Source organism: Pseudomonas putida W15Oct28 (genome assembly GCF_000708715.2).
Lineage (GTDB): Bacteria > Pseudomonadota > Gammaproteobacteria > Pseudomonadales > Pseudomonadaceae > Aquipseudomonas > Aquipseudomonas putida_R.
Genome location: NZ_JENB01000029.1, coordinates 33,195 through 56,284, shown reverse-complemented (window position 1 = coordinate 56,284; position 23,090 = coordinate 33,195). Strand labels below are relative to the sequence as shown.

The following is a 23,090-nucleotide window of genomic DNA, read 5'->3' as shown; positions in this document are numbered from 1 at the left end:
GGGCATCCAAGCAGTCGGGCTTCACTCATGGACCTTATTTTCAAAGGTTTGATCTTTTGGGGACTGCTTTTCGGGACCGCGGTGCTCGTATGGCAGGCAGTGCTGCACGGTATCCGAGGCCTTGTGCATCGTCCCCGGGCGCAACCGTCTGATCTGGAGGTCGAAACTGGGCCCCCAGATGTGAGTGCGCAAATCCAGCAGCACTTGCGTGAGCATCATGGTCATTTCTGGCGGCGTCGGGTCAGGTTGTATGTAGTCGTAGGTGAGCTGGCAGAAGTCGAAGCGGTCGCGCCCGGTCTTACGCATCAGCTGTGGCTGATGGGAAAAGATACGGTTCTACTCTGGGGTGGCAGTGTACAGACCGCTCTTGATCAAACGTTGATAGAACAATGGTGCACGCTAGGCCACAGAGGAGGGCTGCATGGCACTCTCTGGGTGGTGAACAAAGCTCAATGTAGCGATAGCGAGTCTTCGCGCATTGCTTTCAATCGGTTGCAGGGACTTGCCCGTCTCTCAGGTTGGAAGGTAGCCGTCCATGTATGGCAGATCTGCCAGAGCGAATGGTCACAGCCAGCCCGCGACGTGCGGGCGGTAGGTTGCCTATTACCATCGCGACTTTCTCTAGACCAATTGGCTGAGCGTCTGCGTAACTTGCAACAGCCGCTGCGCGAACAGGGTTTGGCGCAGATGCAGGCCCAGATAGCGCACGACTTTCTTCTGCGGCTTGTGCGTGACCTGCAGGTTGACGGTGCCGCACGATGGTATCGCCTGATTGAGTCCCTCTCAGGAAGGGCCACACGTGGCATCCAGGTCCGTGGAGTGTGGTTCAGCTTGCCCGTTCAGAGGCCAAATTCGGCGACGATAATTGAACACCACTGGCCTGAAGACCCTGCGTGGTCTGGGATCCTCAGCGATCGATCCGCCCGAACCCGACGACTGGGTTGGCACCCAGGCAGAATCGCCTACATTTCGGCACTGGGTCTAGCTGCCATCTGGGGCATCGGCTTGTTGTTGTCCTTTGCCAGCAACCGTGCCGAGGTCGGTCAGATAGCTGCGGCTTACAGGACGTTGCAGCAGCCTGTAGCAGGCACCGACACTAAACAGTTATTGGGCGAGCTTGTACGTGAACTCTCCCGGCTGGACTACCGGTCAGAACACGGGGCACCGTGGTACCAGCGCTTTGGTCTGAACCGGTCCAATGACCTGCGTGAGGCGGTGTGGCCGCTCTATACAAGGGCCAATAACCAACTGCTCCGTGACCCCGCCGTCACTGAACTGGAAACACGGCTCCACGCGTTGGTCAACTTAGCGCCGGCGAGCCCTCAGCGCGCCAAGCGGGCACAGCAGGCTTACGACTACCTCAAAGCCTATTTGATGCTGGCGCGTCCCGAAAAAGCCGATGCCGCTTTCTTGGCCGAGACCTTGGGCGCTACCGAACCGGCACTGTGGACGTTCTACGGCCAGCATCTGCCCGATCATCCTGATTGGGCGATCAAGCCCGACCTCAGGTTGATCGCCCAAGCACGCCAACTGCTGCTGCGGGAACTGGGGCAACGTAACGCGGAAAGCAGCTTGTATCAGCAGGTGCTCGACACCGCGGCGAACCACTACCCGGCGCTGGGCTTGCAGCAAATGGTCGGCGACACTGATGCAAGCACCTTGTTCGCCAGTGCTGAACAGGTCCCCGGTGTGTTCACCCGCCAAGCGTGGGAAGGGCAGGTTCGGGCAGCCATTGAAGAAGCCACGAAGGCGCGGCGTGAAGAGATCGACTGGGTGCTCAGTGACAACCTCAACGACATCGGCAGTGAGCTGGGCCCCGACGAGCTCAAAGAGCGGTTGACCACACGCTATTTCCAGGACTACAGCAGTGCATGGCTGCGGTTCCTCAACAGCCTGCGCTGGCGGCAAGGCCATGGCCTGAACGATGTGATTGCGCAGTTGGCGCTGATGAGTGATGCCCGCCAGTCACCTTTGATCGCCTTGATGAACACGGTGAGTTACCAAGGGCAGGCAGGCGTCCGTGGGCAGGCCCTGGCTGACTCCTTGATCGAGTCAGCGCAAAAGTTGGTAGGCCAAAAGGCACCGCACTTGGTCGATCAAATCCCCCAAGATTCCGGCGGCCCTCTCGACCGTACGTTTGGCCCGTTGATGTCCTTGCTTGGCAACAGTACTGAGGGCCGGTTCAGCGATGCCCATCTGAGCCTGCAAACCTTCCTCACCCGAGTCACCAGTGTGCGTTTGAAGCTGCAGCAGGTGGTCAATGCGCCAGATCCTGAGGCAATGACCCAGGCGTTGGCGCAGGCGGTATTCCAAGGCAAGGGGGCTGATCTGACGGATACCCAGGCCTACGGCAACCTGATTGCCGCCAGCCTGGGGGCAGACTGGAGTGCAGCTGCCAACACACTGTTCGTGCAGCCCCTGGACCAGGCATGGCAACAGATTCTGCAGCCGTCGTCTGCAGGTCTGAACCGAGCGTGGCAGCGAGCGATTGTAGATGAATGGCAAGCCGCGTTCAGTGGCCGCTATCCCTTCGCCGCCACCCGCAGTGACGCCTCTTTGCCAATGTTGGGGCAGATGATCCGGGCCGACTCCGGACGGATCGAACGGTTCCTTGGGCAGCAGCTTGCAGGGCTTTTGCGCAAGGAGGGCAGTCGCTGGGTGGCAGACTCGCGACAAGGGCAGGGGCTACGTTTCAACCCGGATTTCCTGACGGCGATCAATCAGCTCAGTCACCTGGCTGATGTGCTGTACACCGATGGCGGCATGGGTTTGAGCTTCGACCTGCAAGGCAAGCCTGTGCAGGATGTGGTGCAGACCACCTTTGTGCTCAACGGTGAGAAGCATCACTACTTCAACCAACGAGAGAGCTGGCAACGGTTTCGATGGCCAGGGCAGGGCGACTATCCGGGTATCAGCCTGACCTGGAGCAGTGCCTATACCGGAGAGCGCCTGTTTGCGGACTATCAGGGAACCTGGGGGCTGATTCGACTGCTTGAGCAGGCAAAGGTCACCGCTTTGGACGATGGCGATAGCCGCTTTCGGGTAGTGCTGAGCGCACCCGATGGCCTAGGCCTGACATGGCACTTACGCACGGAGTTAGGTGAAGGCCCGCTTGCACTGCTCAAGTTGCGAGGTTTCAGCTTGCCTCGGGAGATCTTTCTAGTGGATGACCGTGAGTCGCAGCGCTACACCCAGAATGGGGGCTTCGAATGAGCCTGAAAAGCCTGCTCGAAAGCTGTTTGCCCGGTATCGAACCACTGGCCTTGGCGCGCAAGCACGGTGATGGTTGGAACTCCTGGTTAATACCCATCCGCGATGACGCGCCAGTAGGCGAGGACCCGGGCTATGACGATGATTTCCAGCGCATGCGCGAAGAGGTCAACAAGCTCTCCGGGGCGGATGTGGACCTGGTGGCGCAACTGGCGCAGAAGCTGCTTCAACAGGCCTGCAAAGACCTTCGTGTTGCCACCTACTACCTCTGGGCACGTTTGCACAGGGACGGGGAGCCAGGCTTGGCAGATGGTTTGAACTTGCTGGCTGCGCTGATGGAACGTTATGCCTGCGACATCCTGCCGGTGCGTACCCATAGCCGCAAAATGGCTTTGGAGTGGCTTGCCGGCAGCAGAGTGTTGGCAAGCTTGTCGCTTTACCCTCAGGTGGTCAAGGCTGAAACCGAGCGGACGGTAGCTGCGCTGGTATGGCTGGAGCACGGTTTCAGCAACTGGCCTGAAGACCAGCGCCCGCGACTGGACGCCTTGTACGGTGCCCTCATCGCTCGCCTCGCTGCGTCGGGAGGTGTTGATGCAATTGTTCCGCAGTTCAGTACTGATGCACCCCTGAGCGGTAAGGCCACAGGCCCGGGCTCATCACCCATCAAGTCCGGACGAGATTTGCTGGACAGTGGCCGGGCGCTGGCAAACTACCTGCGTGAACAACCAGAGGGGTGGCTGGCTGCGCATCGACTGATGAAGAGTTTGCGTTGGGACACCGTGCATCAGCCACCACCGCAAGATGCACAAGGAATTACCCGTCTGGCACCACCTCGCGGCGAGTATCGCGCGCTACTCAAGCGCCTGCACCTGCAGCAAAGCTGGAACGAGCTGATTGATCAGGTCGAGGTGATGTACGCCGAAGGCGTAAACCACTTCTGGCTGGATCTGCAATGGTATCTCCATCAGGCCTTGAGCAAGTCAGCAGAGCCCCAGAGCAGATGGGCGGCTGTCGTCAAACAGGATTTGGGCATGCTTCTTCAGCGCCTGCCGGGGTTGGAAATGCTCCGTTGGAATGACGGCTCGGCGTTTGCAGAAGAAGCCACGCGCGAATGGATCAACCAGCAGGTCAGTGGTAATCGTCCAGAACAGTGGCTGCCCGCAGCTTTACCTGCAACATCGGCGGGTGCATGCGAAATACTCGCCTTGGAACCCGAAGCACTGGCACAAGCGGATGCTGCCGGTGTGGAGCAGGCGCTCGCCTGGTTGGCGAGCCGGCCTGATGCACAGACCGGGCGGCAGCGTTGGCTCCTGCGTTTGCTGATGGCGCGAGTGGCCGAGCAGTTCGGCAAGGCTGAGCTGGCCATCCATCTGTTCACGGAGCTGGATACTGCCGCGCAACGCCACACGTTGGCCGACTGGGAGCCGGATCTGCTCTTCGAAGTTAAGGCGCGTTTACTCAAACTATTGCGTTTGAAAGCCCAGCGCAACGCCGCCGACAGGCCCGCCTTGGCGCAGCAAATGGAACACCAGCTCGCCGCGCTGGTTTCGATCGATCCAGTACGTGCTGCGGTGCTGTGCAACTGACCCACATTGATCAGGAATCTGTTTTGAGTACGGACAACCCAACCCTGCGTTACTTCGACGCTGAAATGCGCTATTTGCGAGAAGCGGGCAAAGAGTTTGCCCAGGCTTTTCCAGACCGTGCGGCGCAACTCAATTTGGACAAACCCGGCGCTGAAGACCCTTATGTGGAGCGCTTGTTCGAGGGCTTCGCATTCTTGATGGGGCGTTTGCGCGAAAAGCTGGACGACGATTTGCCTGAGCTGACAGAGGGGTTGGTAAGCCTGTTGTGGCCGCATTACTTGCGTACCATACCCTCGCTGGCCATCGTTGAGCTGATGCCTGATGTCAGCCAGATGAAAGGCAGTGAAATAGTCGCAAGTGGCTTTCAGGTGCTTTCACAGCCAGTGGGGCAGCATCGCACCCGTTGCCGCTACGCCACCACGCAGGACATGATCCTTCGGCCACTCCAGCTCGATACCGTGCGGCTTGATCATGAGCCTGACGGGCGTGCAGTGCTACGCCTACGATTTGCGTGTGGGGCGTTGGTCGATGGGAATCAGCTCGACCTTACCCAAATACCGTTGTATCTGAACGCTGATGCAGCGCTTGCCAGTGTGTTGCACCAGGCACTGACATTGAACGTGCAGTCGCTCTATATACGCGTCCCGGGCAGCGCGGACCGCCAACGATTTGCGGGGCATTTCAAGCCAAAGGGCTTTGCTGACGATGATCGGCTTTGGCCTAAGGGCGAGAGTGCGTTCAGTGGTTATCAATTGCTGCTTGAGTACTTCACATTCCGCGAAAAATTCATGTTCGTGACATTCTGCGGCCTGGAATCGGTAACGTTGCCTGCAGGCGCGCAGTGGTTCGAAGTTGAGGTGGTGCTTGGCGAGGCCTGGTCACATGCTGCTACGCCCACAGCAGAGCACATTCGTTTGCATGCGGTCCCGGTGATCAACCTGTTTGCACTGGAGGCTGATCCTCTCACCTTGGATCCCCTGCAGAATGAGTACTTGCTCAGGCCAATGCGGCTACAGGACGGTCATACCGAGATCTATTCGGTAGACAGAGTTTCAGGGGCGAAAGATAGCGTGCGTCAGGACTACGTGCCTTTCAGCAGCTTTCGCCACAAAGGGGGAATGCTTCGCGACGAGGCCCCCGAGCGCTACTTTCATACACGCCTCAGGCGCGGAGCCAACGGTCTTCATGACACTTGGCTGATTCTTGGCGGGGAGGGCTTTGACAAAGATGTATTGCTCAAGCGCAAAAGCCTGTCGCTGCGCCTGACCGGTACCAATGGTCAGCTGCCGCGCAAAGCATTGCGCAGTACATTGCTCGATTCAGCGGCGCAGTCCACACAGGCAGGCTTGCGAGTACGTAATCTGACTGCGCCGACCCTGCCGTGTTACCCGCCGAACCGTGATCGTTTCCACTGGCGTGTGCTCAGCCACCTGGGATCGAATTTTCTGCCGATGCTCAACAGTGCCGAAGTACTGCGCGGCACGCTGGCTTTGTACGAGTGGACAGGTAGCGAAACGAATCGGCGGCGCTTGGAGGCCATTGTTGATGTTAAGCATCACCTGATTCAGCGATTCGAAAAGGGCTTTTTGCTACGAGGCGTGGATATCGAGGTGACAGTCGATAGCAATGGTTTTTCAGGGGAGGGGGACATCTGCCTGTTCGGTGAAATGCTCAGCCGGTTCTTCGCCCTGTATGCGGATATTCACTTGTGCACGCAACTGACCATGATTCTGCAACCGACGGGGAGGTGCCTGCGATGGAACGAACATCACAGTCAGCGTATTCCCGGTTGAAGGCGGAGGGCATTCTCCACGTGCTGGCGGAGCTGGCCTCAACGGCGAACGTCTATCGCTTTTGCCAAGTGCTGGAACAGGTGCTGGTAGAACAGCCACCGTTGGGCAGCACTGCACACCCCGGTGATGACCGGGTTCGGTTCCGGCCGGACCCTGGAATGGGATTTCCGGCGGGTGAATTGAAGGGCCTTGAAATTGATGAGGCGTCTCCTGACCGACCATTGACGGTGCGTACCCGGCTGTTGGGTTTGTATGGGGTCGACTCGCCTTTGCCAACGGCTTATCTGGACGATATCACCCAGCGGCGTGAAGGCCATGAGGCGTTAGAGCACTTCCTCGATATCTTCAACCATCGGATATTCACCCAGTTCTACCGAATCTGGCGCAAGTACTCCTACCCGGCAACGTTCGAACCGGGCGGGCGCGATGTTACGTCACAGTGCTTGTTGGGTTTGATCGGGCTGGGAATTCCCGGCACGTCCGAGCGCATCGCCACGCCCATGTCACGTTTTCTGGCCCTGCTCAGTGTGATGCGTCTACCCACGCGCAACGCGGAGGGGATTGGAGCACTGGTGAAATTGCTGGCGCCGCAGACAGAAGCGAAGGTGACTGGGCATTGGCCGCAGAGAGTAGTGCTTGCGCAGCCCGCCAGCCTTGCACCAGAGCGTCCGGTGACGCTGGGCCAAGGTGTGCCGTTTGGCGCTGTCGGGCACGATGCGAACAGCCAGCTGCGCCTGCGGCTGTGTACCGAGGACCAGGACGAGGCGCGTGAGTGGCTTCCCGGTGGTCGGCTGATCGCCGATCTGCGCGTGTTGCTGGAAGTGTACCTGGGGTGGCGATGTACAGCGCTGCTGCAGCTCACCATTGCGCGCGAAATGGTGCCGGCTCCTGTATTGGGGCATACCCAGTCGATGCTGGGAATGACCGCTGTATTAAAGCGGGCAACGGGCGCTCACGCATCGGCGCAAGAAGACACGGTCACCATCAATCTGGGCCGATACCAAGGCCTGCAACTGAACCCTTGCCTGAGAGAGATACAGCATGTGGCATACCGGTTTTAAGGCATTCACAGCATCCACCCTGATCGGTGTATTGGGTGGGTGTGGCCTTGCACAGAAGGTGGCGGATGGCACGGCATCTACTGCTCATGCGATTTTCTACAAGCAAGTCAGAACACTGCATCTGGATTTGAATGGCCGGTCAGCGATGAACACCCATGCCGAAGAGATGAGCGGATTGTCGGTGCCAGTGCTGGTGCGGGTTTACCAGTTGAGGGGCAGTCAGGCAATGCAGAGCGCCACCTATGACGATCTCGTGAGCCAAGGTGAGCGAGTGCTTCGCGATGATGTGCTTGATGAGCACGTCGTGGTGATCAAGCCCGGTGAAGCGGCGCAGTTGAGTACACCACTGCAAGGCGAAGCACAGCATGTCGGGGTGGTTGCTTTGTTTAGAAGCCCAGACGTTGTTCAAGATACGTGGCGCCTTGTCCTGGACCGTGACGACCTCGACCCAGATCAGGCTCGCGTGATTGAGTTGGGCGATAACCGATTGACGCTTCGACCACGTGCGGAGGGCTGAAAGCATGTTTCCGACCAGTGCTTCTCTCTACGAGATCCTGTTGCAGAACTTCGGCGGTGAGTTGGAGCTGGACCAGGTAAGTGAGGATGACCAGTTGACTCTCTCGGTGCTGGACAATGTTCAGCGCATTCTCAACAGCCGTGCTGGTTCGCTCTCGCATCTGCCGGATTATGGCTTGCCGGACATGGGCACGGTACTGCAAGGGTTACCTGCCTCCGCCCATGGCTTGATGAATGACATCGTACGAACATTGCGTCGTTATGAACCACGCTTGGCCGAGGTGAGCATCACGCTGCTACCTCAGTCTCGCCCTGGGCACCTTGAATACGCCCTTGAGGTACTCATCAAGGGCGGCGGCCGGATGACCTTTGGAACCACACTTGGGGCTGATGGCCGGGCTGTGGTGCGTCACCTTAAGCAGGAAGGCTACCTGCCCATGTATTAGACAGACAACTGAGGGGGTCGGATGACGGCGCTTTTTGAAATGCGTGTTCGCCTGGGTGGGGATCCGGGCAATCTTGATGAGTTCAAGCTGTTACACGGTGAGTTGGCGAAGCTCAATCACCCTGCCTGCCCAGACGTGGATTGGGCAAAAGTTGAGGCGTTGACCTTGCGGCTTTTCGAGCTGAACGGGGTTGAGCTGCAAACGGCAGTGGCATTCGTGCTGGCGCGTAGCTACCGCACGGGGCTGGCGGGCTTGACGGAAGGGCTAGCACTGCTCTCTACGCTGACTGATGAATGGTCGCGCTTGTGGCCGGTCCAGGCGTCAGCTCGCATTGATCTCATAGCATGGCTGTTTACTCAGTTGCATCCCTTGGTTCGCATGGTGGAATGGGGCAGGGCAAGTTCGGCGGCGTTGAGCGAGCTGATTGTTGAATTGAATCGGCTGGAGCGCCGCTTGGAGCGTCTTGGTCATGTGCCATTGGTTTCGCTACAGGTTTTCCGAAACCAGATACTCAGCCTCCTGCAGCGCGTATCTGGAAGCATGGTGGCGCCGATGCTGCCTCTGTCACAACCATGGGTATCGTTCGCTGAACCATCGGTCAGACCACAGATCGCCTCTGTTGTGCCTGCGCCCTCGACCTACGCATTTGTAGTCGAGCATCCGGCGCAGAAGCGCGCTGTACTGCCGTGGCTGCTGACTTTGACGGTCACGTGCGCATTTGTGGGTTGGCTAGGCTGGCAGGAATGGGTGTCCAGACAAATCCGAGAGTCCTCCGCGCCCAAGCCAATCCAGCTCGACAGCTTGACCCTGTTCGACCCTGGCAGTGCCGAGCTCAATGCCGGCTCAACCAAACTATTGATCACTGCACTGGTTGGTATCAAAGCCCAACCTGGGTGGTTGATCGTTATTTCCGGTCATGCGGATGCGCAGGGTGAGGCGACCAAAAACCTTGATCTCTCTCGTGCCCGCGCCTCTGCTGTCCGGGACTGGATGCAGCGTATGGGAGATATCCCGGACAGTTGTTTTGCAGTTCAGGGGGTCGCGGCCGGTCAGCCGATTAGCAGCAACCATACTCAGTCTGGTCGAGCAGCAAATCGGCGGGTGGACATCCGTTTAGTGCCGGAGCCTAGTGCATGTGGGGAACTGGAGGCTGCAGGGCGTTTGGTTGGGAGCGGCGAGAGCGTGTAAGGAACAAGGGGGCCGTTCACTAACAGGCGAAGATCAACTATTCTCGGTAACAACATACCTGCACTTCCCTAAAAGCCGCTCAACATCCTTCCGGCCAGATATCCAAAGGTCATCCCTGGCCCAAGGGTAATGCCTCCGCTCGGGTAGTGCCCGCCCATCACGCTGTGCATGTCGTTACCCACCGCAAACAGCCCGGGTATCGGCTGCCCAGCGTGGTCCAGCACACGGGCCGAGGCGTCTGTGCCCAGGCCGGCGAAAGTACCAAGGCTGCCAGGCAGCAGTTTCACCGCATAAAACGGCCCTTTCAACAATGGCCGAAGCGACGGGTTGGGGGCCTGTTGCGGTTCGCCCTGGGCCCGGTTGTAGGCCGACGCGCCACGCTGGAAGGTCGGGTCTTCACCATCTGCCGCAGGGCGGTTGAAGCTTTCTACCGTGCGCTGCAACTGCTCGGCATCGATCCCGCATTGTTGCGCCAGCTGTACCAGCGTAGTGCCGCAGTGCAGGTAGCCACAGCGTTGGTAAAAGCGGGTGGGGAAGGGAAACGGCTTGGCCCAACCGATGCCGTAGCGGCGTTGCGCAGCGTGGTCACAGATCAGCCAGGCTTCATGGGGTTCGCCTTGCGGCGTGGCAGCGAACAGGGCGTTCATGAAGTCATGGTAGCAATCGGCTTCGTTGACGAAGCGTAGGCCATTGCGGCGCACGGCGATGAAGCCGGGTTTGGCGCGGTCGATCAGGTGGGGGAAATGGCCGAAGGTGCCATCACTGCGGGGTACCTGTGAGACAGGTGCCCAGGCGCCGGATTGGGCCAGCGCGGTGCTTACCAGGCCACCGGCCTGTTCACCCAGGCGCAGGCCGTCGCCGCTGTTTTCTTTGGGCGCGGCAGAGTAATGCCGCGTGCCATCCGGCGCATGCGCCATCAATTGAGCAATGCGCTGGGGATCGTGCGGGAAGCCGCCACAGGCCAGCACCACACCACGGCGTGCGTGGATCGCCTGGCCATCGGCAAACTGCGCGCCGCCGACCCGCCCTTCACCCAACAGGCCACTGGCCGGCTTGTCTGTCAGCAACGTCACACCCAAGTCGAGGGCGCTGCGCAGCAGCCGTGCGACCAGTGCGTTGCCATTGACCAGTTGCTGGCCGCGTCGGTACAGCAATAAGTCACGCCCGTGACGCAGCAGGCGCTTACCCACATGCAGCGCTGCCTTGGGCGAGCGGGTGGCATTGAAAAAGGCGGCTATGTCGGCGCCGCCGGCAATGCCCATGCCGGCCAGGCTGACGATGTCCAGCGGTGGGCGCAGCCTGTGCAGCCAAGGCCCGAGCAGGCGGCCGTCGTAGGGCAGGGCGCACAGCGAACGGCCGCCGTTTGCGCTGCCGTCACCTTCGCGCATGTCGGGCATGCGGCTACCGGATTGAAACTGTACAGCGGTGTGCTGTTGGAAAAACGCCACCATCTCCGGGCCGTGGCGCAGGAATGCACGCTGGCGTGGGTCCAGCTCGTTGGTGTGGGTTTGCGCACGCAGGTAGCGTTCTGGGGCATCGTCGGTTTCGACGGTCCCTTCGGCAATGGCCAGCGGGTTGCGCGGTACCCACAGCCAGCCCCCCGACCAGGCGCTGGTACCGCCCAGCTGGCTGGCTTTTTCCGCAACGATCACGTGCAGGCCGTGATGCGCGGCGGTAACGGCGGCCGCCAGGCCAGAGGCACCGGAACCGATGACGAGTACGTCGCATTCGAGGGGTTGCATGCAAGGGGTCCGCTCAGGCGTTGATAGAAAGTGGCTTACGGTTTACTGCAGCGGCGAAAAGCCGGTGGGCCGCATCAGCCGCGATTGCAGGCGTACGACTGCCGCCAGTTCGCGGTTGCGCCGCGAGAATTCCGCCCAGCGTGGGTCGGCTGCCATTGCGGCGCGGCGGGCGATGCGCTCATCGAGGCTGGCATAGCCCCAGATGTGCACCACCTGGTTGACGTCGCCGAACTCGCTGGTGAAAAAGCCCACCAGGTTACCCAGGTGTTCGCTTTGCACTTCCAGCGCATGGCTTTGGTACAGCGCCAGCCAGTCGGCCATTTTCAGTGGATCGAGGGTGTAGGTTCTCAGTTCGTAGTACATGTCGGGGTCTCCGTTTGGGTGGCCGGCGCCTGCAGGCGCGCGGTGATGTGGTTGGCAGCGAGCCAGCCGAAGGTGAGGGCAGGGCCCAGGGTGATGCCGGGGCCGGGGTAGGTGCCCTTCATCAGTGAGTTCATGTCGTTGCCGACTGCATACAGGCCGGCAATTGGCTGGCCGTCGCGGTTCAGCACGTTGGCCTGGGCGTCGGTCACCAGGCCGCAGGCCGAACCGAGGTCGCCGGTGTGGATACGGATGGCGTAGTACGGCCCGCAGGCAAGCGGCGCCAGGCACGGGTTGGGCGTGTGTTGCGGGTCGCCCATGTAGCGGTTGTAGCTGTTGCCGCCTTTGCCGAACGCGCGGTCGATGCCGTTGCAGGCGTCGGCGTTGAATTGCTCGAGGGTGTGTACGAATACCTGCGGGTCGACCCCGATGGCCTGGGCCAGGGCGTGCGGTGTTGCAGCCTGATACAGGTAACCGGCGTCGATCAGCGCCTGGTTGTTCACCGGCTTTGGCCGCGCCAGGCCCAGGCCATAGCGGTTCATGGCCTCGGCATCGCAGACCAGCCAGCAGTTGGCAATGCCGTTGGCGAACATGGTTTGCACAAAGTGGTGGTAGGAGTCGGATTCGTTGACGAAGCGCCGCCCGGCCGGGTTCACCGCGATCACACCGGGTTTGGCGCGGTCGGTGACCAGGTGCGGGAAGCGCTCACGCTCGCCACTGGCATGGCGCAGTTCGGAAACCGGCGCCCAGAAGAAGTTGGCCGCCAGGCCCTCGCCCTGGGCTGCCGACACGGCCTGGCCAAGGCGCAGGGCAGCACCGTCGTTGGCCGCGGGTGACATGGTCAGGTGCGGTGCCTGCTGAGCTGGCCGGTAGCCGGCGGCGAGCGCGCCTGCCGCGAACCCGCCCATGGCGCACACCACACCGCCACGGGCCAGTACCCGCTCGCGGCGCCCCTCGTGCTGTACCACCACGCCCGTGACCACGCCCTGTTCAACGATCAGTTCCAGGGCCTCGCTGCGCAACCACAGCTGCGCGCCATGGGCAAAGGCGCTGGTGGCCAGGCGGGCGATCAGTGCATTGCCGGTCGTCAGCCGGGTGCCACGCGGGTGCTGCAGGCGGTCCCGTGCAAAACGTGCCATCAATTTCAGGCAATGCCACAGCGACCTGGGCGAGCGGCGAATGCTGAGGAAATGCTGGATATCCACGCGGTTGACCATCATGCCACCGAACAACAGCATGCCGGGCGGTGGCATTTGCAGGTCCTTGAAACGTGGGCCGAGGTGCTTGCCGTCGTACTCGACCATTTCCAGCGCCCGACCAAACTGGGTGGCGCCGGGGGCATCGGGGTAGTAGTCCGGTGAGTGCGGCCGCAGGGCGTAGCGCAGCTCGGTGTGCTGTTCCAGCCAGCGCAGCGCCTGGTGGCCATGCTCGATGAAGGCGTCCGCCAGGGCAGGGTCGTAGCCGTCGCCGATCACATGCTTGAGGTAGGTGCGCATGGCCTCGGGGGAATCCTTGGCCCCCGCGCCGCGGGCCTGATCGGTGCCGTACAGCCACACCGCACCGCCGGATATCGCAGAGGTACCGCCAAAGCGTTCGGCCTTTTCCACCACCAGCACCTTCAGCCCGCGGCGAGCCGCCGTGGCGGCAGCGGCAAAACCACCGGCGCCGCTGCCCAATACCACCAGGTCAAAGCTGTGTTGAATGTGTTCAAGAGTCGCCATGGCCTCAGATCTCCAGCGGCGTCACGCCCATGAAGGCGCCAAGGTGGCCGAGTTGGGCGAAGGCCATTTCCGGGCCGGTCTGGGTCGCGCAGCCTACTTGCCGCGCGCGGTTCAGCAGCGGGGTGATTTCGGGCGAAGTGACCACGTCGGCGACCAGGGTGTCGGGCTGCAGGGTTGCCAGCAGCGCGGCAGACAGTGGTAGCTCTGGGTTTTCCCCCATACCGACAGGAGAGGCATTGGCCACCAGGTCGAAGTCCTCCAGTCCATTGAACTGCGTACAGATGCTGAGCCCGGGGAAGGCATTGCCAAGCAGTTCGCATACTGCGCCCAAGCGTTCAGAACTGGGGTCCTGGAGGGTGATGCTGGCAATCCCGGCTTCGCCCAGCGCATAGCTGATGGCACTGCCAACACCGCCGCAACCGATCACCAGCGCCCGTTTGCTCGCAGGGTTAAAGCCATGCTTGCGCGCAGCACCGAGGAAGCCGGCGCCGTCCACGTTGTCACCCAGCAGGCGCCCGTCGCGTTCGCGGCGTATCACATTGACCGAACCCAGGGCTGCTGCGCGTTCGCTCAGGCCGTCCAGGCGTTTGGCCAAGGCCTGCTTGTACGGCACGGTGACCACGCACCCGCGCAGGTTCTGCCAGCCGCGCAGGCTGTCGGCAAAGCTGCTCAGCGCGGCTTCGTGCAGGTCGATGGGCAGCATGGCGACGTTGCAGTTGTTGTTGGCGAACCAGGTGTTGAAGTTTTCGGGGGACTTCACCTGGGCAATGGGCGAACCGACGATGGCAACCAGTTCAGTGAAACCACGAATCATACTGACCTCCTTATTGATGTTGTTGTGGAGGCAAGCGTGATGCAGGGGCGGGAGAGCAACAATGCGTTGATCGGGCTTTTAATGCGATAATCGCAATCATGATCCGGTTATCGCAGTAATCGGCTGTTTTTCTCCTCTTGCGAGTCGTAAAGATGAACACGCCCGCCATCCACCCCCGCGACCTGATTGCCGGTTTGCAGAAAGGCCTGGCCCTGATGCAATTGTTCAGCGCCGAGCAACCGCGCATGAGTGTGCCGCAGGCGGCCAGGTTGTCGGGCCTTACGCCAAGCGCCGCACGGCGTTTTTTGCTGACATTGGTGCACGAGGGTTTTGCCGAAACCGACAGCCGCGAGTACTGGCTGACGCCAAAGGCTTTGCGTATCGGCCAGGCGTACGTGGATTCGGCGCAACTGCCGCGCATGCTGCGGCCGGTCGTCGAGCAGGTCGCGCGCCAGACCCAGGAGCATGTGTCGGTGGGTACCCGCGATGGTGACGAGATCATCCACCTGGTGCGCAGCCGCTACAGCCATGTGGCTTCGTTATCGATCAGGCCCGGCTCGCGGGTGCCGATGTATTGCACGGCCAGCGGGCGGATCTGGCTGGCCTGGCTGGGTGAGGGGGAGCGGGATGAGTACTTTGCACGCAACCCGCTACGGGCGTTGACGCCTTATACGCAGATAGACCGGGCACAACTGGAGGCGGAATTGCAACAGGTGAAGGGGCAGGGCTTTTGTATCGTTGAGCAGGAGTATGAAATCGGTATGCGGGTACTGGGTGTGCCGTTGCTGGACCGTGCCGGTCAGCTGAAAGCGACGCTGACCATCACGACCCATGCTTCGCGGTTGAGTGTTGATGAAATCCGCATGCGCTATCTGCCGCCACTGTATGAGGCGCAGGCGCTGTTACGGCCGGTGCTGGACTGAAACTTTAATGCAGCTGGCACCGCGTTGCCTGCTTTGCGGTGCCATGCCGCGAGCTTTGGGGGGGCGGCAGCGGGCCAGGGCGCCTCGGCCTATCGCTCGACCTGGCGATTCCAGCGGGCGTTCCATTCCGGGCGCTGAGTGTTGACCTGGTCCCAGTCGATGGTCACGGCAGTTTGCAGGTAGGTCTGCATGGCTTCGACCTGGCCACGGGTCTTGTCGCTGGTCGGGGTGTTGGGGTTGGACGGGATCTGGTCACCCAGCTCCAGTGCCGGCGCCTGCGCCTCAGGGCTGAGCAGGAACTCGGCAAGCTTTTGCGCCAGCTCCGGCTGGTCGTTGTTGGCGGTGACGCATTCGGCTTGGTTGAGCACCACAGCGCCTTCCTTGGGCGCGGCGTATTCCACCGGGATGCCCTTGAGCTTCAGCGCCGTCACCTGGGTAGGGGTGAGCGGGAACAACGCGGCTTCGTCGGTTTGTACCATTTCCGAAAGCTTGGCCGAGTTGGGGATGTACTCCAGCACGTTCGGGCCAACGTTCTTCTGCCAGGCAGTGAAGCCCGGGTTGACGTCGGTATCGCTGCCGCCGTGCAGGCGGTTGTACATCAGGAAACCGTGCAGGCCGAAGGTGGACGATGCCATCGACTGGAACACCACCTTGTCCTTGAAGCGCGGGTCGGCCAGGTCGTTCCACGAGGTGGGTGCTGCCCAGCCTTTTTCCTTGAACAGGCGGCTGTTGTAGGCAAGCCCGGTCACCCCCAGGCTGACGGCGGCGGCCTTGTCCTTGATCAGGGCCTTTTCCGGCAGCTGGGCCAGCGTCGGGTTGGGCTTGAGCGTGCTGCACAGGCCCATGCCGATGGCGCGGTACATGATGCCGTCATCCAGCACCATCACGTGGATCGACGGCTTTTTCGGCGTGGCCTGGACTTTGGCCAGGATGTCGGCCGAAGTGCCGGGGACGATCACCACTTTCACCCCGTTGGCCTTCTCGAACGGGGGCAGGATGTTGTCGCTGAACAGCCGCTCCATGGTGCCGCCGTTCATGCCCAGGTACAGCGTGGGTTGCGCCATGGCGGGCAGGCAGGCGAACAGGCCAGGTACGGTGCAGAACAGGGCGAGCAAACGTTGCTTGTGCGTCATGACAGGTTTTCCTTGTAGTGGTGGTTGGGCTGAAAACGGTTGATGGAAAAGGCCGCCAGGCTGATGGCCGGCGCGCCATGAAGGACGAACTGCGCCAGGGCTTCACCGGCTGCCGGGCCAATCTGAAAGCCAGCGCCGGCAAAGCCGAAGCCATGCAGCAGGCCGGGCTGGCGCAGGCTGGGGCCAATCACGGGTTCGTCATCGGGCAGGTAGCCTTCGGTGCCGCTCCAGGTGCGAATCGCCTGGGCGCCGGCCAATGCCGGGTACAGCTCAGTGGCGTTGCGCAGGATGTCGAGCACGGCGGCTTGCCCCGGGCGTGCGGTGGTCGGGGTCAGGGCAAAGCCACGCCCGCCGCCCAGTACGCAGTTGCCACGCGCCACCTGGCGGGCGTAGATACCGCCGCCTTCGACCCCTGTGCTGGCGGTCATGAACAGCGGCAATGGCTCGGTGACCAGCATGGCCGGGTGGGCCGCCGTCAGCGGCACCGGTTCGCCGAAGTGCTCGGCCAGTTGCGCTGACCAGGCACCGGCGCAGTTCAGCAGCCAGGGCGCCTTGAAGCATTGGCCTGTGCTGGTGCGCACGGTGAAGCGCTGGCCGTCGTGGTCTACCTCCAGCACTTTGCATTGCTCGTGCAACTGGGCGCCGCTGTGCCGGGCCGCCTGGGCGAAGGCGGGTGACACCAGGCGCGGGTTGGCATGGCCGTCCTCGGGGCAATACGACGCGCCGACGGCGATATCGCCCACCCAAGGGAAGCGCTGGCGCAGTTCGCGGTGCTCCAGCAGTTGCAGGCGCAGGTCAAAGGCCTGGGTCCGACGGGCATAAGCCTTCAAGGCGTCGAAGTCGGTTTCGCTGCGTGCCAGCTTCAGGTGGCCGGTGCGGGCGTACTCGCCGTCGATGCCGATCCACTCGCGCAACTGCCCCCAGATGGCATGGGCACGCATCGACAACGGCAGCTGTGCCAGCGAGCGGCCCTGGCGACGGACCCCGCCATAGTTCACCCCGCTGGAGTGCGAGCCACAGAAGTCGCGTTCAAGCAGCGCCACCTGTTTGGCACCGCGGGCCAGGGTTAATGCAGCGCTGCTGCCGACGATGCCGCCGCCGACAACAATGGCGTCCACCTCGATCAGTTTCATGGTTTGATCTCCAGGCCGAAGGGCAGGGGCTTGACCGGTGCCTGGCCACGCAGGCGCCCGACCTGGTCAATGGGCCGACCGCTTTCGCAGGCAATCAGTTCGGCGGCAGCGGCGCCGCACACGCGGCCCTGGCAACGGCCCATGCCGACCCGGCACATGGCTTTGACCCGGTTGATTTCGCAGTGCCCGGCGCGCACGGTGGCGCGAATTTCGCCCGCGCTGACCTGCTCGCAGCGGCACACGGTCAACGGGTCCGGGGCTTGCCGGGCCCACTGCTCGGGGAACGGAAAGGCTTGTTCCAGGCCGTGGCGAAAACGCTGCAGGGTGGCCAGTTTTTTTTCCAGCTGCTGCTGGCGTTGCGGGTTGCCAGGCTTGCCGAGGTCGGCCAGCAGCGTCAGGGCGGCCAGCTCACCGGTCATTTCGGCGCCGTCGGCACCGAGGATGCCGGCGCCGTCGCCGGCCAGGTACACACCCGGGCTGCTGGCGCGGCCTTGGGCGTCACGTAGCGGTAGCCAGGCGCGGTTGAGGGCGCTCCAGGCAAACTCGCAGCCCAGCAGGTCTGCCAGCTGGGTTTCGCTGCGCAGGGCGTGGGCGAAGGCCACGGCGTCGCACGGCAAGGTGTGTTGCTGGCCATTGTGCGACCAGCGTACGGCGCTGGCGCGTTGCTCACCTTCGATGCCCAGCAGCGTCACCCCCTGGTGCACCGGTACGCCCTTGCGGGTGAGCCAGGCGCGGTAGTACAGGCCTTTGGCAAAGGTGCCTGGTTGTAGCAACAGGCGTGGCAGGGCGCGTACCTGGGCGCTGAACGGCGAGGTGTCGAGCACTGCGCTGACCGTGGTGCCAGCCTTGGCGTACTGATAGGCCACCAGGTACAACAGCGGCCCGCTGCCAGCCAGCACCACCCGCTCGCCGATGGCGCAGCCCTGGAACTTCAGGGCGATCTGTGCCGCGCCCAAGGTATACACCCCGGGCAAGGTCCAGCCGGGGATCGGCAACACGCGGTCGGTGGCGCCCGTGGCGACGATCACCCGGTCGAATGCCAGGCGACCGGCCAGCTGGCCCTGCTGCAAGGTGTCCAGCACTTGCTGTTCGGCGTTCCACACCAAGGTTTCCGGGCGGTAGTCGATCTGCTCACGCAGTTGCTCAAGGGTGTTGTGCAGGGCCTGCGCCTTGCCCGCCTCGAAGCCGTACAACGCTTTGGCCGGGCGGCGAAAGTTGGCCGGTTGCTGGCGGTAGATCTGCCCGCCGCCACGGCTGGCTTCGTCCAGCAGCACCGGGCGCACGCCATGGGCCACCAGGGTTTGTGCAGCGCGGATGCCGGCGGGGCCTGCACCGATGATGACGGTTGCACTCATGGCTGGCGCCCCGGTTCGCGGGTGACACATTGGCCCGGTTCCAGAAAGGTCGAGCAGGCGCGCACCCGGCGGCCGTCCTGCAGGCGTACCCAGCAGTCCTGGCAGGCGCCCATCAGGCAGAAACCGGCGCGCGGTTCGGCGCTGAAGTCGCTGCCTCGCAGGTGGGTGGCGTTGGTCAGGATGGCGGTCAGCAGGGTGTCGCCGTTCATGCCCTGAGCCGGTTGGCCGTCGAGCAGGAAGGGCAGCGGTTCGCGGTCGTGTTCGGCCACGCGCTTGAACAGCGGCATAGGGGCATTCCTTGTCATTGCTTGCCCACCAGTACACGGTCCAGGCCATACACACGGTCCAGGGCGATCATGGTCAGGGCAGTGACGGCAATCACCAGCGCCGAGACGGCGGCCATCATCGGGTCGATGGACTCGGTGGCGTACACGTACATGCGCACCGGCAGGGTCTGGGTGGCAGGCGAGGTGACGAAGATCGACAGGGTCACTTCGTCGAAGCTGTTGATGAACGCCAGCAGCCAGCCACCGGCCACGCCGGGCAGAATCATTGGCAGGGTGACCTTGCAGAACAGCGTGATGCGCCCGGCGCCCAGGCTTTGCGCGGCCTGTTCGGCGCTGCGGTCGATGCCGATGGCGGCAGCCAGTACCAGGCGCAGTACGTACGGAGTAATGACCACCACGTGGGCGAACACCAGCCAGGTGAAGCTGCCATTGACCCCAAGCAGGGCAAACAACCTCAGCAGGGCCACACCCAGCACCAGGTGCGGGATGATGATCGGCGACAGCAGCAGGCCGTTGACAAAGCCCTGGCCAGGGAAGCTGTAGCGCGTCAGCGCCAGGCCCGCCGGTACGGCGATCAGGGTGGCCAGCGAGGCCGCCAGGGCAGCGAGTTTCAGGCTGTTGTAAAACGCGTCCAGGAAGTCGGCACGCTCGAACACAGCGCTGAACCAGCGCAGTGAGAAGCCGGCAGTGGGCAGGCTCAGGGTGTTTTCCGGAGTGAATGCCACCAGGCAAACCACCACCAGTGGGGCGAGCATGAACAGCATCACCAGGGCATGAAAGGACAGGGCCAGCGGGCCGTTACGGGTCATCGGTTCACACTCCCAGTGCGCGTTTGTAGCGGCGTTCGACCAGCCGGTTCCAGCTGAGCATCACCAGCAGGTTGATCAGCAACAGGGCGACGGCGACGGTGGCGCCCATCGGCCAGTTCAGTTCGGCCAGGTACTGGTCGTAGATCATGGTGGCGACCATCTTCAGCCGCCGCCCGCCCAGCAGGCCCGGGATGGCGAACGAACTGGCGGCCAGGCCGAACACGATCAGCGTGCCCGACAGCACACCGGGCATGATCTGTGGCAGCACGATGCGGCGGAACACCGTCCACTGGCTGGCACCCAACGACAGCGCGGCCTGCTCGGCGGCCGGGTCGAGCTTTTGCAGCGAGGTCCACACGGGGATGATCATGAACGGCAGCATCACGTGAACCAGGCCGATAATCACCGCAAACGGGGTGTACAGCAGCTTCACCGGCTGCCCGCCGAGGGCGCTGATGCCTTGGTTGATGAGGCCGTCGGAACCCAGCAGCAGGCTCCAGCCGAAGGCGCGTACCACCACCGAAATCAGCAGCGGGGTCAGCACCAGGATCAGGAAGATCGAGCGCCATGGTGCGCTCATGCGGCTGAGGACCATGGCTTCGGGGATGCCGATCAGCACACACAACAAGGTGACCAGCGCACTGATCCAGAAGGTGCGGAAGAAGATCTCGTAGTAATACGTGTCGGTCACCAGGCTCAGGTAATGGCTGAAGGTGTACTGGCCGGCCTGGATACCACTGGTGTAGTCGAATGCGTTGAACGACAGCAATACGGTCAGCCCCAGCGGCATCACCAGCAAGGCCAGGAACAACAGCAGGGCCGGGCTGCTAAGGCCGTAGCCCCAGGTGTTGCTGCGCAGTCTTGCCGTACTCATGCCGCCACCTCGGCTGTGTTCAGCACCCGTAGCAGGGCATCGTTCCAGTCCAGGCCGACCTGGGCGCCTTCGTCCAGCGGCGCGCTGCCATCGTTGGCGCGGACCACCGCCAGGTTGCCCAAGGCAGTATCAACGCGGTACAGCCACTGGCTGCCAAGGAAGTAGCGGCAGCTGACGCGGCCTGCCAGCTTGCCGCTGCCGGCTGCCCCAAGGCTGATTTTTTCCGGGCGCAGGCTTAGGGTCAGCGGGCCTTGGGCGGCTGCCTGCGGTAACCCGCCGGGGCCGGTGACGCCATGCAGGCGGTTGGCCTTGCCGACAAAGTCGGAAATGAACGGCGTGCCCGGGTGTTCGTAGAGGCGGTAAGGGTCATCGATCTGTGTGATGCGCCCGGCTTCCATCACCACCACCCGGTCGCTGATCGACAGGGCTTCGGCCTGGTCGTGGGTGACCATCAGGGTGGTGATGCCGACTTCGTTCTGGATACGGCAGATCTCGAACTGCATCTCTTCGCGCAGGTGTGCGTCCAGGTTGGACAGCGGCTCGTCCAGCAGCAGCACCGGTGGTTCGATCACCAGTGCGCGGGCCAAGGCTACACGCTGGCGTTGGCCGCCGGACAGTTCACGCGGGTAGCGTTCGGCGTGCTTGTCCAGGCGTACCAACGCCAACGCCTGGTCGACGCGCCGAGCGATCTCGGCACTCGCCACTTTGCGCATGCGCAGGCCGAAGGCAACGTTGTCGCGCACGGTCATGTGCGGGAACAGCGCGTAGCTCTGGAACACCACGCCCAGGCCCCGGCTGGCCGGCTTGGCGTGGGTGATGTCGCGGCCGTCGAGGACGATGCGGCCACTGGTGACCTCGACGAAGCCGGCAATCATCTGCAGGGTGGTGGTCTTGCCACAGCCAGAAGGGCCGAGCAGGGAGACAAACTCGCCTTTTTCGATGGCCAGTGACGAACTGGCCACTGCCTCCGTAGCGCCATAGCGCTTGCAAAGCTTGTCGATCAACAGAAAGGTCATGGCTGTGCTCCATCGCAAACGGAACCGGGGTAACCCGGCAGTTTCAGGGTGGGCAGAGCGCCAGCGGCGAAAAGCAATGCTTTTACGGACGTTGGCGCTCGCTTCTATGGCGGCGGCCGATGTTGTGATATCGCCCTATGGACCGGAGAGTAGGGCAATGATTAGGATGGCGACAAAGAGTAATTTCACTGAGTGATAGCTATTTTGAAATTATTCCACTCAATGAAATTTCTATGGGTTTAACGAAAAATGGATTCCGATAAACGAAATGAACAAGCCAAGGAAGTTGGCGTAAGCGCAGTTTCGCGGCTGTTCGCCGTGCTGCGCGCGCTGGGTGATTGCGGGGGCGAGGGCGAGAAGGTCAGCCAGCTGGCGCTGCGGGTTGGCTTGGCGCAGCCCACCACCCATCGGCTGTTGCGTAGCCTGATCGAGGAGGGCATGGTCGACCAGTGCGCCACCACCAAGCGTTATCGCCTGAGCCTGGATTTCTTTGCCCTGGCGGCCAAGGCCGGGCAGGCTGGCAACCTGCGCGATGTGGTGCGCCCCAGCCTGCTGCGGTTGTCGGCTTCGCTGGGCGATTCGCTGTTTTTGCTGGCGCGCTCGGGGTTTGATGCCGTGTGCCTGGACCGCAGCGAAGGGCCGTACCCGATCCGTACCTTTACCGGCGACATCGGCGGCCGCGTGGCGTTGGGCGTGGGGCAGGGCAGCCTGGCGATCCTGGCCTTTTTGCCCGAGGAGGAGCGTGACGAGGTGATCCGCTACAACCTGCCGCGGTTGAAGGACTTTCACCATTATGACGAAGTGTTGCTGCGCGCCGAAATCGACAACGTGCGCAGCCTCGGCTACGCCGGGCGCAACACCGGAGTGCTCGACGGCATGGCCGGCCTGGCAGTGCCGATTCTCGACCGCAACGGCCATGCGGTGGCAGCGTTGAGCGTGGCGACCATCAGCGACCGCCTGGGCCCCAACCGCATGCCGACCGTGGTGGCATTGCTCAAGCGCGAGGCGGCGGCGATCGGCGAACGGGTCAACCCGTTCGACCCGGTGCTGCGCCGGCCTTCGCACGTGTTTGGTTGAAGTATCAGGTTCAGGTGTGCGCGATTTTCTGTGGGTGCTGGCGCGA

At 62.3% G+C, this 23,090-nt stretch carries 20 protein-coding genes; 9 read left to right on the top strand and 11 right to left on the bottom strand.

The features are described from left to right. Positions 1–27: 27 nt before the first annotated feature. Genes AK81_RS19515 through AK81_RS19485 form a run of 7 tightly spaced genes read left to right on the top strand, consistent with a single transcriptional unit; the run spans position 28 to position 9,800 of the window. Positions 28–3,213 carry an ImcF-related family protein gene (locus AK81_RS19515; RefSeq protein ID WP_081042111.1) on the top strand — a complete coding sequence of 1,062 codons (3,186 nt, stop codon included), beginning with the start codon at positions 28–30 and terminating at the stop codon, positions 3,211–3,213. Beyond that, positions 3,210–4,796: a type VI secretion system protein TssA gene (gene tssA, locus AK81_RS19510; RefSeq protein WP_043201570.1), complete on the top strand. Its 1,587-nt coding sequence runs from the start codon at positions 3,210–3,212 to the stop codon at positions 4,794–4,796. The genes AK81_RS19515 and tssA overlap by 4 nt, the downstream gene beginning before the upstream one ends. Before the next feature lie 23 nt (positions 4,797–4,819). Further along, entirely contained in the window at positions 4,820–6,589 is a 1,770-nt protein-coding gene (gene tssF, locus AK81_RS19505; protein ID WP_043201567.1) for a type VI secretion system baseplate subunit TssF, read from the top strand. After that, positions 6,553–7,650 carry a type VI secretion system baseplate subunit TssG gene (tssG, locus tag AK81_RS19500; protein ID WP_043201564.1) on the top strand — a complete coding sequence of 366 codons (1,098 nt, stop codon included), beginning with the start codon at positions 6,553–6,555 and terminating at the stop codon, positions 7,648–7,650. The genes tssF and tssG overlap by 37 nt, the downstream gene beginning before the upstream one ends. Further along, positions 7,631–8,167 carry a type VI secretion system lipoprotein TssJ gene (tssJ, locus tag AK81_RS28560; protein WP_081042110.1) on the top strand — a complete coding sequence of 179 codons (537 nt, stop codon included), beginning with the start codon at positions 7,631–7,633 and terminating at the stop codon, positions 8,165–8,167. The genes tssG and tssJ overlap by 20 nt, the downstream gene beginning before the upstream one ends. Positions 8,168–8,171: 4 nt before the next feature. Next, positions 8,172–8,612: a type VI secretion system baseplate subunit TssE gene (tssE, locus tag AK81_RS19490; RefSeq protein ID WP_043201558.1), complete on the top strand. Its 441-nt coding sequence runs from the start codon at positions 8,172–8,174 to the stop codon at positions 8,610–8,612. 21 nt (positions 8,613–8,633) lie between these two features. Beyond that, complete coding sequence (locus AK81_RS19485; protein WP_043201555.1) at positions 8,634–9,800, top strand: OmpA family protein; 1,167 nt, start codon at positions 8,634–8,636, stop codon at positions 9,798–9,800. A gap of 68 nt (positions 9,801–9,868) precedes the next feature. Here the strand turns inward: AK81_RS19485 and AK81_RS19480 are convergent, their stop codons facing one another. From AK81_RS19480 to AK81_RS19465, 4 genes are read right to left on the bottom strand one after another with little or no spacing between them, the layout of a single operon-like run. Further along, the gene (locus AK81_RS19480; RefSeq protein ID WP_043201553.1) at positions 9,869–11,542 is read right to left on the bottom strand and encodes an FAD-dependent oxidoreductase; all 1,674 of its coding nucleotides are present in this window, start codon (positions 11,540–11,542) and stop codon (positions 9,869–9,871) included. A gap of 42 nt (positions 11,543–11,584) precedes the next feature. Then, positions 11,585–11,905: an NIPSNAP family protein gene (locus AK81_RS19475; RefSeq protein WP_016500295.1), complete on the bottom strand. Its 321-nt coding sequence runs from the start codon at positions 11,903–11,905 to the stop codon at positions 11,585–11,587. Continuing rightward, the gene (locus tag AK81_RS19470) at positions 11,890–13,623 is read right to left on the bottom strand and encodes an FAD-dependent oxidoreductase (RefSeq protein ID WP_043201550.1); all 1,734 of its coding nucleotides are present in this window, start codon (positions 13,621–13,623) and stop codon (positions 11,890–11,892) included. The genes AK81_RS19475 and AK81_RS19470 overlap by 16 nt, the downstream gene beginning before the upstream one ends. A gap of 4 nt (positions 13,624–13,627) precedes the next feature. Next, positions 13,628–14,437, bottom strand: a complete 810-nt coding sequence (locus AK81_RS19465; protein WP_043201548.1) for a shikimate dehydrogenase family protein — start codon at positions 14,435–14,437, stop codon at positions 13,628–13,630. Between the two features lie 152 nt (positions 14,438–14,589). On the opposite strand from AK81_RS19465, the gene AK81_RS19460 reads away from it, so the two are divergent. Continuing rightward, positions 14,590–15,360: an IclR family transcriptional regulator gene (locus tag AK81_RS19460; protein ID WP_043201547.1), complete on the top strand. Its 771-nt coding sequence runs from the start codon at positions 14,590–14,592 to the stop codon at positions 15,358–15,360. Positions 15,361–15,449: 89 nt separating this feature from the next. Here the strand turns inward: AK81_RS19460 and AK81_RS19455 are convergent, their stop codons facing one another. The 7 genes from AK81_RS19455 to AK81_RS19425 are packed head-to-tail and all read right to left on the bottom strand — an operon-like array spanning position 15,450 to position 21,967. Then, entirely contained in the window at positions 15,450–16,493 is a 1,044-nt protein-coding gene (locus AK81_RS19455; RefSeq protein ID WP_043201544.1) for a polyamine ABC transporter substrate-binding protein, read from the bottom strand. Further along, positions 16,490–17,626, bottom strand: a complete 1,137-nt coding sequence (locus AK81_RS19450; RefSeq protein WP_043201542.1) for an NAD(P)/FAD-dependent oxidoreductase — start codon at positions 17,624–17,626, stop codon at positions 16,490–16,492. Before AK81_RS19450 ends, AK81_RS19455 begins: the two co-directional genes overlap by 4 nt. Continuing rightward, a complete protein-coding gene (locus AK81_RS19445) occupies positions 17,623–18,981 on the bottom strand; it encodes an NAD(P)/FAD-dependent oxidoreductase (RefSeq protein ID WP_043201540.1) in 1,359 nt (452 codons plus the stop codon). Before AK81_RS19445 ends, AK81_RS19450 begins: the two co-directional genes overlap by 4 nt. Next, on the bottom strand, positions 18,978–19,268 hold the full coding sequence (locus AK81_RS19440) for a (2Fe-2S)-binding protein (protein WP_043201539.1): 291 nt from the start codon (positions 19,266–19,268) through the stop codon (positions 18,978–18,980). Before AK81_RS19440 ends, AK81_RS19445 begins: the two co-directional genes overlap by 4 nt. A 14-nt stretch (positions 19,269–19,282) precedes the next feature. Further along, positions 19,283–20,077: an ABC transporter permease gene (locus tag AK81_RS19435; RefSeq protein WP_043201537.1), complete on the bottom strand. Its 795-nt coding sequence runs from the start codon at positions 20,075–20,077 to the stop codon at positions 19,283–19,285. 4 nt (positions 20,078–20,081) lie between these two features. Then, complete coding sequence (locus AK81_RS19430) at positions 20,082–20,951, bottom strand: ABC transporter permease (protein ID WP_043201535.1); 870 nt, start codon at positions 20,949–20,951, stop codon at positions 20,082–20,084. Then, a complete protein-coding gene (locus tag AK81_RS19425) occupies positions 20,948–21,967 on the bottom strand; it encodes an ABC transporter ATP-binding protein (RefSeq protein WP_043201532.1) in 1,020 nt (339 codons plus the stop codon). Before AK81_RS19425 ends, AK81_RS19430 begins: the two co-directional genes overlap by 4 nt. Positions 21,968–22,216: 249 nt before the next feature. Between AK81_RS19425 and AK81_RS19420 the strand changes: the two genes are divergently transcribed. Beyond that, positions 22,217–23,044, top strand: a complete 828-nt coding sequence (locus AK81_RS19420) for an IclR family transcriptional regulator (RefSeq protein WP_043201531.1) — start codon at positions 22,217–22,219, stop codon at positions 23,042–23,044. Positions 23,045–23,090: the final 46 nt, after the last annotated feature.

Bases quoted from the DNA above. Each gene is read 5' to 3' on its own strand.
- AK81_RS19420 (WP_043201531.1), top strand. From the start codon at position 22,217: ATGGATTCCGATAAACGAAATGAACAAGCCAAGGAAGTTGGCGTAAGC.
- AK81_RS19515 (WP_081042111.1), top strand. From the start codon at position 28: ATGGACCTTATTTTCAAAGGTTTGATCTTTTGGGGACTGCTTTTCGGG.
- AK81_RS19425 (WP_043201532.1), bottom strand. From the start codon at position 21,967: ATGACCTTTCTGTTGATCGACAAGCTTTGCAAGCGCTATGGCGCTACG.
- tssE (WP_043201558.1), top strand. From the start codon at position 8,172: ATGTTTCCGACCAGTGCTTCTCTCTACGAGATCCTGTTGCAGAACTTC.
- AK81_RS19480 (WP_043201553.1), bottom strand. From the start codon at position 11,542: ATGCAACCCCTCGAATGCGACGTACTCGTCATCGGTTCCGGTGCCTCT.
- AK81_RS19430 (WP_043201535.1), bottom strand. From the start codon at position 20,951: ATGAGTACGGCAAGACTGCGCAGCAACACCTGGGGCTACGGCCTTAGC.
- AK81_RS19450 (WP_043201542.1), bottom strand. From the start codon at position 17,626: ATGAAACTGATCGAGGTGGACGCCATTGTTGTCGGCGGCGGCATCGTC.
- AK81_RS19465 (WP_043201548.1), bottom strand. From the start codon at position 14,437: ATGATTCGTGGTTTCACTGAACTGGTTGCCATCGTCGGTTCGCCCATT.
- tssG (WP_043201564.1), top strand. From the start codon at position 6,553: ATGGAACGAACATCACAGTCAGCGTATTCCCGGTTGAAGGCGGAGGGC.
- AK81_RS19485 (WP_043201555.1), top strand. From the start codon at position 8,634: ATGACGGCGCTTTTTGAAATGCGTGTTCGCCTGGGTGGGGATCCGGGC.
- tssA (WP_043201570.1), top strand. From the start codon at position 3,210: ATGAGCCTGAAAAGCCTGCTCGAAAGCTGTTTGCCCGGTATCGAACCA.
- AK81_RS19470 (WP_043201550.1), bottom strand. From the start codon at position 13,623: ATGGCGACTCTTGAACACATTCAACACAGCTTTGACCTGGTGGTATTG.
- AK81_RS19460 (WP_043201547.1), top strand. From the start codon at position 14,590: ATGAACACGCCCGCCATCCACCCCCGCGACCTGATTGCCGGTTTGCAG.
- AK81_RS19475 (WP_016500295.1), bottom strand. From the start codon at position 11,905: ATGTACTACGAACTGAGAACCTACACCCTCGATCCACTGAAAATGGCC.
- tssJ (WP_081042110.1), top strand. From the start codon at position 7,631: ATGTGGCATACCGGTTTTAAGGCATTCACAGCATCCACCCTGATCGGT.
- AK81_RS19435 (WP_043201537.1), bottom strand. From the start codon at position 20,077: ATGACCCGTAACGGCCCGCTGGCCCTGTCCTTTCATGCCCTGGTGATG.
- AK81_RS19445 (WP_043201540.1), bottom strand. From the start codon at position 18,981: ATGAGTGCAACCGTCATCATCGGTGCAGGCCCCGCCGGCATCCGCGCT.
- AK81_RS19440 (WP_043201539.1), bottom strand. From the start codon at position 19,268: ATGCCGCTGTTCAAGCGCGTGGCCGAACACGACCGCGAACCGCTGCCC.
- AK81_RS19455 (WP_043201544.1), bottom strand. From the start codon at position 16,493: ATGACGCACAAGCAACGTTTGCTCGCCCTGTTCTGCACCGTACCTGGC.